At 71.2% G+C, this 12,145-nt stretch carries 14 protein-coding genes; 9 read left to right on the forward strand and 5 right to left on the reverse strand.

What is annotated here, in order from left to right; translation table 11 throughout:
- The first annotated feature begins 95 nt into the window (after nt 1-95).
- Nucleotides 96-1,526: an MFS transporter gene (locus tag ACIBUY_RS08640; protein WP_399152198.1), complete on the forward strand. Its 1,431-nt coding sequence runs from the start codon at nt 96-98 to the stop codon at nt 1,524-1,526.
- Nucleotides 1,527-1,613: 87 nt separating this feature from the next.
- Nucleotides 1,614-2,546 carry a molybdopterin-dependent oxidoreductase gene (locus ACIBUY_RS08645; RefSeq protein WP_399152199.1) on the forward strand — a complete coding sequence of 311 codons (933 nt, stop codon included), beginning with the start codon at nt 1,614-1,616 and terminating at the stop codon, nt 2,544-2,546.
- Here the strand turns inward: ACIBUY_RS08645 and ACIBUY_RS08650 are convergent.
- Nucleotides 2,543-2,827: a hypothetical protein gene (locus ACIBUY_RS08650; RefSeq protein ID WP_399152200.1), complete on the reverse strand. Its 285-nt coding sequence runs from the start codon at nt 2,825-2,827 to the stop codon at nt 2,543-2,545. The genes ACIBUY_RS08645 and ACIBUY_RS08650 overlap by 4 nt on opposite strands.
- Before the next feature lie 69 nt (nt 2,828-2,896).
- Here ACIBUY_RS08650 and ACIBUY_RS08655 point away from each other — a divergent pair, with 69 nt between their 5' ends.
- The gene (locus ACIBUY_RS08655) at nt 2,897-3,445 is read left to right on the forward strand and encodes a DinB family protein (protein WP_365580527.1); all 549 of its coding nucleotides are present in this window, start codon (nt 2,897-2,899) and stop codon (nt 3,443-3,445) included.
- Nucleotides 3,446-3,487: 42 nt separating this feature from the next.
- On the opposite strand, the gene ACIBUY_RS08660 is transcribed toward ACIBUY_RS08655, so the two are convergent.
- The gene (locus ACIBUY_RS08660) at nt 3,488-4,576 is read right to left on the reverse strand and encodes an epoxide hydrolase family protein (protein WP_399152201.1); all 1,089 of its coding nucleotides are present in this window, start codon (nt 4,574-4,576) and stop codon (nt 3,488-3,490) included.
- 124 nt (nt 4,577-4,700) lie between these two features.
- On the opposite strand from ACIBUY_RS08660, the gene ACIBUY_RS08665 reads away from it, so the two are divergent.
- Both ACIBUY_RS08665 and ACIBUY_RS08670 read left to right on the forward strand, forming a co-directional pair.
- Nucleotides 4,701-5,738, forward strand: coding sequence for an aldo/keto reductase (locus ACIBUY_RS08665; protein ID WP_365580522.1), 1,038 nt, complete (start codon nt 4,701-4,703; stop codon nt 5,736-5,738).
- Between the two features lie 24 nt (nt 5,739-5,762).
- Nucleotides 5,763-6,350 (forward strand): TetR family transcriptional regulator, encoded by a 588-nt coding sequence (locus tag ACIBUY_RS08670; RefSeq protein WP_365580520.1) that lies wholly within the window; start codon nt 5,763-5,765, stop codon nt 6,348-6,350.
- A gap of 186 nt (nt 6,351-6,536) precedes the next feature.
- On the opposite strand, the gene ACIBUY_RS08675 is transcribed toward ACIBUY_RS08670, so the two are convergent.
- Together ACIBUY_RS08675 and ACIBUY_RS08680 are read right to left on the reverse strand one after the other, a co-directional pair.
- Nucleotides 6,537-6,746, reverse strand: coding sequence for a hypothetical protein (locus ACIBUY_RS08675; RefSeq protein WP_365577259.1), 210 nt, complete (start codon nt 6,744-6,746; stop codon nt 6,537-6,539).
- Nucleotides 6,747-6,894: 148 nt separating this feature from the next.
- Complete coding sequence (locus ACIBUY_RS08680; protein ID WP_365577261.1) at nt 6,895-8,277, reverse strand: glycine--tRNA ligase; 1,383 nt, start codon at nt 8,275-8,277, stop codon at nt 6,895-6,897.
- A 188-nt stretch (nt 8,278-8,465) separates the two neighbouring features.
- On the opposite strand from ACIBUY_RS08680, the gene ACIBUY_RS08685 reads away from it, so the two are divergent.
- From ACIBUY_RS08685 to ACIBUY_RS08700, 4 genes are read left to right on the forward strand one after another with little or no spacing between them, the layout of a single operon-like run.
- Entirely contained in the window at nt 8,466-9,455 is a 990-nt protein-coding gene (locus ACIBUY_RS08685; RefSeq protein WP_399152202.1) for a metal ABC transporter substrate-binding protein, read from the forward strand.
- Nucleotides 9,456-9,490: 35 nt separating this feature from the next.
- On the forward strand, nt 9,491-10,258 hold the full coding sequence (locus ACIBUY_RS08690) for a metal ABC transporter ATP-binding protein (protein ID WP_365577265.1): 768 nt from the start codon (nt 9,491-9,493) through the stop codon (nt 10,256-10,258).
- Nucleotides 10,259-10,271: 13 nt separating this feature from the next.
- Nucleotides 10,272-11,168, forward strand: a complete 897-nt coding sequence (locus ACIBUY_RS08695; protein ID WP_365577385.1) for a metal ABC transporter permease — start codon at nt 10,272-10,274, stop codon at nt 11,166-11,168.
- A 25-nt stretch (nt 11,169-11,193) separates the two neighbouring features.
- Nucleotides 11,194-11,640, forward strand: coding sequence for a Fur family transcriptional regulator (locus tag ACIBUY_RS08700; RefSeq protein ID WP_399152203.1), 447 nt, complete (start codon nt 11,194-11,196; stop codon nt 11,638-11,640).
- Here the strand turns inward: ACIBUY_RS08700 and ACIBUY_RS08705 are convergent.
- Nucleotides 11,627-12,139 carry a hypothetical protein gene (locus ACIBUY_RS08705; protein WP_399152204.1) on the reverse strand — a complete coding sequence of 171 codons (513 nt, stop codon included), beginning with the start codon at nt 12,137-12,139 and terminating at the stop codon, nt 11,627-11,629. The two genes, ACIBUY_RS08700 and ACIBUY_RS08705, sit on opposite strands and share 14 nt — an antisense overlap.
- Nucleotides 12,140-12,145 lie beyond the last annotated feature (6 nt).

The raw sequence follows: 12,145 nt of genomic DNA on the forward strand, positions 1-12,145 counted from the left end.
AGCCTGCACCCGCGCCGAGCCTGTTTCCAGGTACCTCTTCTACCAGGATAAGAAGACTCTGGTACCCCTCTCGGGGGAAGCGGAGTCTCGATGCCATGACCACCACCACGCAGTCCCCGCCGCTGGCGCGGAGCACGGCGCCCGGCACCGCTCTGAGCGGCCCGGGCCTGTTCACCGTGCTGCTCGGCGCAGCCCTGCCCCTCATCGACTTCTTCATCGTCAACGTCGCCCTGCCGACCATCGACCACGACCTGTCCGCGAGCGAACCCGTCCTGGAGCTGGTCGTCGCCGGGTACGGCATCGCGTACGCCGTGCTGCTCGTCCTCGGCGGGCGGCTCGGCGACCTCATCGGCCGCCGCCGCCTGTTCATCGGCGGCATGGCCGCCTTCGGCCTCACCTCGCTGGCCTGCGGCCTCGCGCCGACGGCCGGGACGCTGGTGGTGGCGCGGGTCGCGCAGGGCGCGGCGTCGGCGGCGATGCTGCCGCAGGTCCTCGCCACGATCCAGGCGACGACGGCCGGGCCGCGGCGCGCCAAGGCCATGAGCATGTACGGGGCGACGGCCGGTCTGTCGATGGTGGCGGGCCAGGTCCTGGGTGGCGTCCTGGTCTCCGCGGACCTGTTCGGGACCGGCTGGCGCTCGGTGTTCCTGGTGAACGTGCCGGTGGTCGTCGTGGCCCTCGCCCTCGCCGTCCGGACGGTCCCCGAGACCCGCTCGGCGCGCCCCGAGCCGGTCGACGTGCCCGGCACCGTCCTGCTCGCCCTGTCCCTCGGCGCGCTGCTCGCGCCGCTGACCGAGGGCCGGGCCGCGGGCTGGCCGCTGTGGACGTGGCTGTCGCTCGCGGCGTTCCCCGTCCTCGCGTACGCCTTCTACGCGGTGGAGCGGCGGGCCGACCGGGCGGGCCGGACCCCGCTGGTCCCGCCGTCCCTCTTCCAACTCCTTTCCCTGCGGCGGGGGTTGGTGATGATCGTGCCGTTCTCGATCGGGTTCAGCGGCTTCATGTTCGTGATCGCGGTGGCGTTGCAGCAGGGCGAGCGGCTGAGCGCGACCTCGGCGGGGCTGGCCCTGGCCCCGATGGCGGCGGTGTTCTTCGTGGCCTCGCTGGCCGGTCCGCGCCTGGTCGCCCGCTGGGGCACGCGCGTCGTCACGGCGGGCGGCCTGCTGCAGGCGGCCGGGATCGGGCTGATCGCGCTCGCGGCGTGGCGGACGTGGCCGGACCTCGGGGTGCTGCAGCTGCTGCCGGGTGCGGCGCTCGCGGGTGCGGGCCAGGCGCTCCAACTCCCCATCCTGTTCCGCATCGTGCTGTCCGAGGTGCCCGCGGCCCGTGCGGGCGTCGGCAGCGGCGTCATGACGACGACCCAGCAGGCGGCCCTCGCCCTGGGCGTGGCGACGCTCGGCTCGCTGTTCCTCTCCCTGGCACCGGGGCTCGGCATGCGGGACGCCCTGGTGGTGACGCTCCTGATCCAACTCGGGGCGGTGGCCCTGACCGTGGCCCTGAGCCTGCGCCTGCCCCGCTCGGTCTCGTGAGCCGGCCACAGGACGTGCGCGGGCCGGGCTTGTGAGCGGCCCGGGCTCATGAGCACGGTCGGGGGGCGGGACGGCAGACTGGGCCGCATGAGCACACGCCCGCCGGACCCGCGCACCCCGCCCTCGCCTCTCACCCCGGTCGACTCCGTCTTCGTCCGTACGCACCTGGGGGCGCCGCCCGAACTGGCCGCGCAGGAGTGGGAGTTGCGGGTGGAGGGCCTGGTGGAGCAGCCGTTGCGCCTGGACCTCCGCTCGCTGCTCGCTCTACCGCAGCGCACGTTCACTGCGGTCCACGAGTGCTTCGGCAGCCCGTTCGCCCCCACCGTGCCGACGCGGGCGGTGGCGAACCTCGAATGGACCGGCGTCCCGCTCTCGGCGGTCCTCGACCTGGCCCGCCCGCACGCGACGGGCCGCCACCTGTGGCTGGAGGGCGCGGACCACGGCGACTTCGCCGACGAGAAGGGCCTCACCTACGTCAAGGACCTGCCGCTCGACCGCGCGTACGCGGACGTCGTACTGGCCCACTCCATGAACGGCGCGCCGCTGCGCACGCAGCACGGCTTTCCCGTACGGGCGGTGGCGCCGCGCATGTTCGGCACGAACTCGGTGAAGTGGCTGACCCGCCTGGTCGTCTCCGACACCCGCCCGGACCACCTCTTCACCACGCGCCTGTACGTCCGGGACGGCCGCCCGGTGCGCGACATCGACGTGAACAGCAAACTGCTCGCGCCCTACGACGGCGACGAAGTCCTGGCCGGAGTGGTGGAGTTGGCGGGCCGGGCCTGGAGCACCTCGGAGATCGCAGGGGTCGAGATCTCGGTCGACGACGCCCCCTGGCAGCCGGCCACCCTCGGCCCGCGCCCCCAACACCCCACGGCCTGGCGCCCCTTCACCCTCACCACGGCCCTGACCCCGGGCCCGCACGTCATCCGCAGCCGCGCCACGGACGCGACGGGCCGCGTCCAACCGCCGCCGGGGGCGCGCAACTCGGTGCACGAGATCGAGGTGCGGGCCACCTAGCGACTGTTCACGGTCACGGCCCGCCGCCGCTCCTCGCGCTCGTGTTCGTGCTCGACCAGCGCGCCCGCCCCGAGGCAGACCGTCACGAGGCCGAGGCCCGCGAGGGCGGGATTGACGTACGGGGGCACGGTGTCGGCGACGTCCTCTCCGCCGCCCTCGGCCTCGCACACGAAGCCGAGCGGCAGGAACCGGACGTGGTAGTCGACGTACTCGGGGCTCCGCGGCGCGGACCGGCACGGAAGCATCGGCGCCGAGTCCGCGCCACCGCCCTCGGCGTCCATGACGGCCCCGGCCGGCCGCACCCGAAACTCGGCAGACGCTGCCGCACCCCTCCCCCTACGCTCACCGGCATGACCGCAGACATCACCCGCCGCGTCGAACTCTTCCCGGGCGAGGCCTCCGAGGCCCGTTTCGCCACCCCGGCCACCGGCGACGAACGGCGCATGCTCGCCGGGTTCCTCACCGCGCAGCGCAGGACGCTGGAGCTCAAGTGCGCAGGCCTGGAAGCCGAGTTGGCGACCGCCTCGGTGGAGCCGTCCTCCCTCTCCCTGCTGGGCCTCGTCCGGCACGTGACCGATGTGGAGCGGCGCTGGTTCCGCCGGACGATAGCCGGGCAGGACGTCCCGAACCTCTACTCCACGCCCGACAATCCGGAGGGCGACTTCGACGACGTGGCGAAGGCGGACGCGGCCGCCGTGTGGGAGGCGTGGCGCGCGGAGACCGCGTTCGCCGACCAAGTCGTCGCCGACGCAAGGGACTTGGACGTGGAGGGCACGGACGCCTGGCGCGGCACGGTGTCGCTGCGCTGGGTCGTGGTCCACATGATCGAGGAGTACGCGCGCCACAACGGCCACGCCGATCTGCTCAGGGAACGCATCGACGGGACCGTCGGCGTATGAAGCGCGGACGTATGAAGCGTGGGCGCATGGCCTGAGGCCGCTCTACCCGTTCACCGTCCGGAAGAAGGCGCCCAGGTCCGCCGCGAACGCCTCCGGCTGGTCCATCGCCACGAAGTGGTGGCCGCCCGGGTTGCCCTGCGGCCAGTGGACGATGGTGTTGTGCCGCTCCGCGAGCCGCCGGATCGCGGGCGCGTCCCCGCTGTAGACCCCGGTCGGCACCGCCTTCTGCCCGCGCGGCCAGGCGAACGGTCCGGCCGGGGCCTCGTAGTACGGCCAGGCCGACGTGGCGAACGTGCCGGTGAACCAGTACAGGCTGACGTTCGTCAGGAACAGGTCCCGGTCGATCGCCTCGAAGAGGCCCTTGCCCGAGGCGTTGAAGTCCTGGAACTTCCGCAGCATCCAGGCGAGCGCCCCCACCGGCGAGTCCTGCCACCCGTACGCGAAGGTCTGCGGGGCGGCGCGCAGCAGAGCGTGGTGGTCGACGCCGTGCATCCAGTCCGCGGACTGCAGCGCGTCGTACACCTCCCTTTCCCGGGGCGTCAGTTCGGGCACGTCGGCCTCCGCCGGGAAGCCGAGCCCGCCGATGACGTACACCCCGACGACGTGCTCCGGGTCGGCCACGGCCACCTCGGGGGCGACGTACGCACCGAAGTCGCCGCCCTCGACCCCGTAGCGGTCGTAGCCGAGCCGTCGCATCAGCTCCACCCACAGCCCGGCGACGCGCGCCGCCGACCAGCCCGTGTCGCGCGGCGCCGCGGAGAACGCGAACCCGGGCAGCGAGGGCACGATGACGTGGAAGCGGTCGGTGAGCCGGTCGATCAACTCGGCGAATTCCACGAAGGAGTTGGGCCAGCCGTGCGTGAGCAGGACCGGCAGCGCGTCGGGGTCGGCGGAGCGCACGTGCAGGAAGTGCACCTCCTGCCCCTCGATGTCGGTCGTGAACTGCGGGAAGCGGTTCAGCCGCTCCTCGTGGCGCCGCCAGTCGTAACCGGTGCGCCAGTACTCGGCGAGCTCGCGCACCTCGCCGTGCTCGGCGCCGATCGGCCAGCGGATGTGCGCCAGGCGGTGGTGGAGGTCGTCGAGGTCGGACTGCGGGACGGCGATGCGGAACGTGCGCAGCGAGTCGGTCATGGGGAGACCGTAGAGGCGAACTAGGCCAGATCCCGTCCTAGTCACTGACGGGCAAGAGACGACAGATGGCAGGTGACAGATGACAGATATTGAAATCTGTCATCTGTCATGTCAGGCTGGAGGCATGAACCTCCCCACTGGAACCCTCCCCACTCGAACCCTGGGCGCCACCGGCCCCCACGTCTCCGCCCTCGGCCTCGGCTGCATGGGCATGTCCGCCCTGTACGGCGACGCCGACCGCGCCGAGTCGATCGCCACGATCCACGCCGCCCTCGACGCGGGCGTCACGCTCCTCGACACCGGCGACTTCTACGGCATGGGTCACAACGAGATGCTGATCGGCGAGGCCCTGCGCAGTGCGCCCGCTGCGGCCCGCGAGAAGGCGCTGACCAGCGTGAAGTTCGGCGCCCTGCGCGATCCGGACGGCGGCTGGTCCGGCTACGACGGCCGCCCGCAGGCCGTGCGGAACTTCGTCGCGTACAGCCTCCAGCGCCTCGGCGTCGACCACATCGACATCTACCGGATCGCCCGGATCGACCCCGACGTCCCGATCGAGGAGACCGTCGGCGCCATCGCCGAGCTGGTCGAGAAGGGGCACGTGCGGCACATCGGCCTCAGCGAGGTCGGCGCCGACACCATCCGCCGGGCCGCCGCCACCGCCCCCATCGCCGACCTGCAGATCGAGTACTCGCTGATCTCGCGCGGCATCGAGGACGACATCCTGCCGACCACTCGCGAACTCGGCATCGGCGTCACCGCGTACGGCGTCCTGTCCCGCGGTCTGATCTCCGGCCACTTCACCCGCGACCGGCAGCTCGCCGCGAACGACTTCCGCGGCATGAGCCCGCGCTTCCAGGGCGAGAACCTCCAGCACAACCTGGACCTCGTCGACCAGCTCCGCAAGATCGCCGAGCAGAAGGGCGCGAGCGTCGCGCAGATCGCCATCGCGTGGGTCCTCAGCCGGGGCTCGCAGCACAACAACGACATCGTGCCGCTGGTCGGCGCCCGCCGCCGCGACCGCCTCACCGAGGCGCTCGGCGCGCTCGACGTCACCCTGGACGCCGCCGACCTCACCGCGATCGAGGCGGCCGTGCCCGCCGACGCGGCGGCCGGCGAGCGCTACCCGGCGGCCCAGATGGCACACCTCGACAGCGAGCGCTGACCGGCGCCGGGTAACTTCGTCACCATGCCGCCCACCGAGACCCTGACCCCCGAGCGCATCCTCGCCGCGACCGAGGACGTGCTGCGTCGGCACGGCGCCGCCAAGGCCACCGTCGTCGACGTCGCCCGCGCACTCGGGGTCAGCCACGGCTCGGTGTACCGCCACTTCCGCACGAAGGCGGAGCTGCGCGGCGCGGTCACCAAGCGCTGGCTGGACCGTACGACGGAGCTGCTCGCGGCGGTCGTCGCGGGGGACGAGGCCCCGCCCGCCAAGCTGCGGCACTGGCTGTCGGCCCTCTTCGAGGCCAAGCGGCACAAGGCGGGCGACGACCCCGAGCTGTTCGCCACGTACACCGTCCTGACGACGGAGAACGGCGGCGTGGTCGACGCGCACATCGCCGAGCTCGTCGGCCAGCTGACGGAGATCCTCCAAGAGGGCGTCCGGCAGGGCGAGTTCGAGATCTCCGACCTGCCCGTGACGGCCCGCGCCGTGTTCGAGGCGACCGCCCACTTCCACGACCCGGTGCACGCCCCGGAGTGGTCCCGGCCGGGCGCGGAGCAGGCCTTCGACGCGGTCGTGTCCCTGGTGATGCGCGGGCTGAGGACCCGCTAGGGCGTGTCTTCAAACTCCCGTCTGCCTCACGACGCCTGGCACGCACTCTCGCCGCACCGGGCGTAAGGCCAAGTACATCCAGTACGAGGCCTTGCACCCGGCACGCCGAGAGCACGCACCAGACGCCGCGCGGCCGCCCTGCGGGCGACGACGGGAGTTTGAAGACACGCCCTAGGGCGTGCCGCCCTAGCCCCCGGCGGCCGGATCCACGGTCGCCTGGTGCTCCTGCTCCAGATGCTCCTGCGCCTTGAGCCACGGCAGGAACTGGGCGTTTCTGCGCCACCCGCACGTCCCGCACGTCAACTGCCGCTGGATACCGGCCTTTTCGACGCTCACGACGTGCGCCCGCCCGTGCTGGTCCCAGCGACTGACTTTGCTGCTAGTCATCTGCGGCATGCCCCGCAGTCTGCACCAATCCCCAGATCAACAGTCGCCTTTCCGTGGCGAGTTGAGCCCCGTCAGGCCCTTGCCCGAGCCCCGTGACAGCACGAAGGCCCCGGCCGCACGGAACGGCGGCCGGGGCCCTCGGCAACGTACAACCAGGTCAGCAGCCGATCAGGCGGCTGGCCAGGTAGCCCTCGATCTGGTCGAGGGAGACGCGCTCCTGCTTCATGGTGTCGCGCTCGCGCACCGTCACCGCGTTGTCGTCCAGGGTGTCGAAGTCGACGGTGACGCAGAACGGCGTACCGATCTCGTCCTGGCGGCGGTAGCGGCGGCCGATGGCGCCGGCGTCGTCGAAGTCGATGTTCCAGTGCTGGCGCAGCGCGGCGGCCAGGCCCCGGGCCTTCGGGGACAGCTCCGGGTTGCGGGACAGCGGCAGGACCGCGACCTTCACCGGGGCGATGCGGTGGTCGAAGCGCATGACCGTGCGCTTCTCCATCTTGCCCTTGGCGTTCGGCGCCTCGTCCTCGAAGTAGGAGTCGAGCATGAACGCCAGCATCGTGCGGCCGACACCGGCCGCGGGCTCGATGACGTACGGCGTGTAGCGCTCGTTCTTCTCCTGGTCGTAGTAGGAGAGGTCCTGGCCGGAGGCCTTGGAGTGCGCCGAGAGGTCGTAGTCGGTGCGGTTGGCGACGCCCTCGAGCTCGCCCCACTCGCTGCCGCCGAAGCGGAAGCGGTACTCGATGTCAGCGGTGCGCTTGGAGTAGTGGGAGAGCTTCTCCTGCGGGTGCTCGAACCAGCGCATGTTCTCCTCGCGCATGCCGAGGCCCGTGTACCAGTTCCAGCGCTGCTCCATCCAGTACTCCTGCCACTTCTCGTCCTCGCCCGGCTTGACGAAGAATTCCATCTCCATCTGCTCGAACTCACGGGTGCGGAAGATGAAGTTGCCGGGCGTGATCTCGTTGCGGAACGACTTGCCCATCTGCGCGATGCCGAAGGGCGGCTTGCGGCGCGAAGTCGTCTGCACCTGGCTGAAGTTGGTGAAGATGCCCTGGGCGGTCTCGGGGCGCAGGTAGGCGATCGAGCCGCTGTCCTGCGTCGGGCCGAGGTGCGTGGCGAGCAGACCCGAGAACTGCTTGGGCTCGGTGAAGGCGCCCTTGGTGCCGCAGTTCGGGCAGTTGATGTCCGCCAGGCCGTTCTCGGGGACGCGGCCCTTCTTCTCCTCGTACGCCTCTTCCAGGTGGTCCGCGCGGAACCGCTTGTGACAGGAGGTGCACTCGGTGAGCGGGTCGGTGAACGTGGCGACGTGGCCCGACGCCTGCCAGACGTCGGTGGCCAGGATCACCGACGAGTCGATACCGACGACGTCCTCGCGCGAGGTGACCATGTAGCGCCACCACTGGCGCTTGATGTTCTCCTTCAGCTCCACGCCCAGCGGCCCGTAGTCCCAGGCGGCCCGCTGACCACCGTAGATCTCGCTGCAGGGGTAGACGAAGCCACGGCGCTTGCTGAGGCTGACGATGGTCTCGATCTTGTCGGCGGCCACGGTGCTCTCTTCATTACGACGACGGTGAGCGCGCTGGATACGCGCTCCGGAGGAGAATGCTTCAGGTTACCGGCGGGGCCACCCCCCTAATCAAATCGGTTCCGGGACCGGAGTCCGCACAGAGCGGGACGAACGCTTCACCAAACCCTTCTTGACAATCATTTCCAGTTTTGTTGAAAATGGATGTCATGAACGTACGCCTGGCCCGTCGCCCCCGCCGCCGCCTCATATCCACCGCCGCCGTCGCCGCCACCACCGTGCTCGGCCTGACGGCCCTGTCCGCGTGCGGGTCCTCCGCCGCCGACGGCAAGGGCAGTGACGGCAAGCTGGACGTCGTGGCGTCGTTCTACCCGATGCAGTTCCTCGCCGAGGAGATCGGCGGCGACCACGTCGACGTGACCACGCTGACCCAGCCCGGCCAGGAGCCGCACGACCTGGAGCTCAGCACCAAGCAGCGCGCCCAGCTCGAAGAGGCCGACGCCGCCGTCTACCTCAAGGGCCTGCAGCCCGCCGTCGACGACGCGATCAGCCAGTCCGGCATCAAGACGAAGATCGACGCGGCGTCCCTGACCTCCCTGGAGAAGCACGGGAACGAGGTCGGCGGCCACGCCGAGGAGTCCGATCACGACCACGACCACGGCGAAGAGGGCACCGACCCGCACATCTGGCTCGACCCGGTGAAGTACGCCGAGGTCGCCGAGGGCGTCGGCAAGGCCCTTCAGAAGGCCGACCCGGACCACGCGGCGGACTACAAGAAGAACACCGCGGCCCTGGTGAAGAAGCTGGACCAGCTCAACACCAAGTACGAGGAAGGGCTGAAGAACACCGACGCGGACAGTTCACGGGTGTTCATCACGACCCACGCCGCCTTCGGCTACCTCGCCGAGCGCTACGGCCTCACCGAGGAGGCCATCAACGGCCTCGACCCGGAGAGCGAGCCCAGCGCCAACCGCGTCAGGAAGCTCCAGCAGATGGCGAAGGCCGACGGGGTGACCACCGTCTTCTACGAGACCCTCGTCAGCGACAAGACGGCGAAGACCCTGGCCGACGACGCGAAGTTGAAGACTGATGTACTCGACCCGATCGAGGGCATCACGGACCAGTCCAAGGGTGACGACTACCTCCAGGTCATGGAGTCGAACCTGGCCGCGCTGCAAAAGGCTCTCGGCACCAAGTGACGTACGGACCAAGCGACTTGAAGGGCGGCGCGGACATGACTGACCCCGTGATCACCTTGCGGAAGGTGACGGCAGAGCTCGGCTCGCGCCCCGTGCTGCGCGGCATCGACCTGACCGTCGGGCGCGGCGAGGTCGTCGCCCTGCTCGGCGCGAACGGCTCGGGCAAGTCGACGGCCGTGCGCAGCATCATCGGTCAAGTGCCGCTCACCGGCGGCGAGATCGAGATCTTCGGGACGCCGCGGCGCCGCTTCAAGCAGTGGGCGCGCGTCGGCTACGTGCCGCAGCGCACGACGGCCGCGGGCGGCGTGCCCGCGACGGTGACCGAGGTCGTCTCCTCCGGCCGTCTGTCCCGGGCCCGCTTCGGCGTGCTGCGGGCGGCCGACCGCGCCGCGGTGGCCCGCGCGCTCGCGCTGGTCGGCATGACCGACCGCGCCAAGGACTCCGTCAACGCGCTGTCGGGCGGCCAGCACCAGCGCGTACTGATCGCCCGCGCACTGGCCGCCGAACCCGAGCTGCTGATCATGGACGAGCCCATGGCGGGCGTCGACCTGGCCAGCCAGGAGATCCTCGCCGCGACGCTGCGCGAGCAGGTCGCGGCCGGGGCCTCGGTCCTGCTCGTCCTGCACGAACTCGGCCCGCTGGAGCCGCTGATCGACCGCGCGGTCGTGCTGCGCGACGGCTGCGTCCTGCACGACGGCCCGCCCCCGAAGGCCGTCGGCCAGCACGCGCTGCCCGGCCACGACCACGTACACCCGCACACGTCCGCGGACGCGGAGCCGATCCGCACCGGACTGCTGAGCTAGAAGGCCGATGACCATGGAATTCCTCGACTACGCCTTCATGCAGCGGGCCCTGCTCGCGGCCGTCCTCGTCGGCATCACCGCCCCGGCCGTCGGCATCTACCTCGTCCAGCGCCGCCAGGCCCTGATGGGCGACGGCATCGGCCACGTGGCGATGACCGGCGTCGGCCTCGGCTTCCTGCTGTCGACGTCGCCGGTGTGGATGGCGACGGCCGTCGCGGTCCTCGGCGCCGTGATCATGGAGCTGATCCGCTGGTACGGGAAGACGCGCGGCGACATCGCGCTCGCCATGCTCTTCTACGGCGGCATGGCGGGCGGCGTCATGTTCATCAACCTGGCGCCCGGCGGCTCGAACGCCAACCTCAACTCGTACCTCTTCGGCTCGCTGTCCACGGTGTCGCAGGAGGACGTCCTCGCCATCTGTCTCCTGGCGGCCTTCGTGGTCCTGGTGACGGTGGGCCTGCGCCGGCAGCTGTTCGCGGTCAGCCAGGACGAGGAGTTCGCGCGGGTCACGGGCCTGCCGGTGCGGGCCCTCAACCTGCTCATCGCGGTGACGGCGGCGGTGACCGTGACGGTCGCGATGCGCGTCGTGGGCCTCCTCCTGGTCTCGGCCCTGATGGTGGTGCCCGTGGCGGCGGCCCAGCAGCTGACCCGCAGCTTCAAGGCGACGTTCGTGATCGCGGTCGCGATCGGCGTCGTCGTCACCCTCGGCGGCACGGTCACGTCGTACTACCAGGACGTCCCGCCCGGAGCCACCATCGTGCTCCTGACGATCGGCGCCTTCATCGTCCTCACGCTGCTCGCGACACCGCTCGCGCGGCGCAGGGCACGGGCCGTGTCCGCGGCCGCCGGCGACCCCGCCGAGTGCACGATCCCGGAGCAGCAGGCCCCGATTCCGTCGCTTCATGGATGACCCGGCCAAAGCGCCGCCTGGCACAATGGCGGCCGTACGTACGTGGCAGGGATGTGAGGAGGAACCCGTGGCAGCCCCGGTTCGAGGCAGGTCGACCCGCCAGCGCGCGGCCGTGGCGGCGGCGCTCGACGAGGTGGACGAGTTCCGCAGCGCCCAGGAGTTGCACGACGTCCTCAAGCACAAGGGCGACTCGGTCGGCCTGACCACGGTCTACCGCACGCTGCAGTCCCTCGCCGACGCGGGCGAGGTCGACGTCCTGCGCACGTCGGAGGGCGAGGCGGTGTACCGCCGCTGCTCCTCCGGCGACCACCACCATCACCTGGTCTGCCGGATGTGCGGCAAGGCCGTCGAGGTCGAGGGCCCCGCGGTCGAGAAGTGGGCGGAGGCCATCGCCTCCGAGCACGGGTACGTGAACGTGGCGCACACGGTGGAGATCTTCGGCACCTGCGCGGAGTGCGCTACCGCTGAGTGACCCGGCCGATGTGCCGGTCGAGCAGAGCCCGGAGGGCGTCCGCGCCGCCGGGCTCTCGTATGCCGCGCTTGGGCAGCACCACGCAGGTGGGGGTGGTCTCGGCGTAGGGGCCGAGCAGGAGGAACCGGTCGCGGGTCTCGCGGTAGCGCGGCAGCGACTCCCAGGCGGTGAACGTGGCGGCCCCATCCCGTGCGTACGTCGTCGTGAACCCGCCCGTCTCCACGACGACTTGGCACCGGCCGCGGCGCCGGGCGGCGCGGTGCTGGGCAAAGACGTCGGCCCACGGCGCGATCACGAGGCCGATCAGGAGGATCCCGCCGATCTGCACCACGAGCCCCGTATCGCCCCACGCGCCGAAGACCGCGGCGCACGCGGTGAGTGCCACGAGCAGCAGGCCCATCCGGCGGCCCGCCCTGCTCGACCGCACCCGCGCCCGAAGTGCCGCCCACGCGTCATCGCGCTCGGGCTCGTACGCCAACTCGACCCGCTCGTGCGCCACGCAGCC

The sequence above is a fragment of the Streptomyces sp. NPDC050085 genome (genome assembly GCF_044460595.1).
Lineage (GTDB): Bacteria > Actinomycetota > Actinomycetes > Streptomycetales > Streptomycetaceae > Streptomyces.

What these genes read in the sequence shown, in the direction of transcription:
- ACIBUY_RS08650 (WP_399152200.1), bottom strand. Translation starts at nt 2,827, where the DNA reads ATGGACGCCGAGGGCGGTGGCGCGGACTCGGCGCCGATGCTTCCGTGC.
- ACIBUY_RS08700 (WP_399152203.1), top strand. Translation starts at nt 11,194, where the DNA reads ATGGCGGCCGTACGTACGTGGCAGGGATGTGAGGAGGAACCCGTGGCA.
- ACIBUY_RS08685 (WP_399152202.1), top strand. Translation starts at nt 8,466, where the DNA reads ATGAACGTACGCCTGGCCCGTCGCCCCCGCCGCCGCCTCATATCCACC.
- ACIBUY_RS08660 (WP_399152201.1), bottom strand. Translation starts at nt 4,576, where the DNA reads ATGACCGACTCGCTGCGCACGTTCCGCATCGCCGTCCCGCAGTCCGAC.
- ACIBUY_RS08640 (WP_399152198.1), top strand. Translation starts at nt 96, where the DNA reads ATGACCACCACCACGCAGTCCCCGCCGCTGGCGCGGAGCACGGCGCCC.
- ACIBUY_RS08675 (WP_365577259.1), bottom strand. Translation starts at nt 6,746, where the DNA reads ATGCCGCAGATGACTAGCAGCAAAGTCAGTCGCTGGGACCAGCACGGG.
- ACIBUY_RS08690 (WP_365577265.1), top strand. Translation starts at nt 9,491, where the DNA reads ATGACTGACCCCGTGATCACCTTGCGGAAGGTGACGGCAGAGCTCGGC.
- ACIBUY_RS08670 (WP_365580520.1), top strand. Translation starts at nt 5,763, where the DNA reads ATGCCGCCCACCGAGACCCTGACCCCCGAGCGCATCCTCGCCGCGACC.
- ACIBUY_RS08655 (WP_365580527.1), top strand. Translation starts at nt 2,897, where the DNA reads ATGACCGCAGACATCACCCGCCGCGTCGAACTCTTCCCGGGCGAGGCC.
- ACIBUY_RS08665 (WP_365580522.1), top strand. Translation starts at nt 4,701, where the DNA reads ATGAACCTCCCCACTGGAACCCTCCCCACTCGAACCCTGGGCGCCACC.
- ACIBUY_RS08695 (WP_365577385.1), top strand. Translation starts at nt 10,272, where the DNA reads ATGGAATTCCTCGACTACGCCTTCATGCAGCGGGCCCTGCTCGCGGCC.
- ACIBUY_RS08645 (WP_399152199.1), top strand. Translation starts at nt 1,614, where the DNA reads ATGAGCACACGCCCGCCGGACCCGCGCACCCCGCCCTCGCCTCTCACC.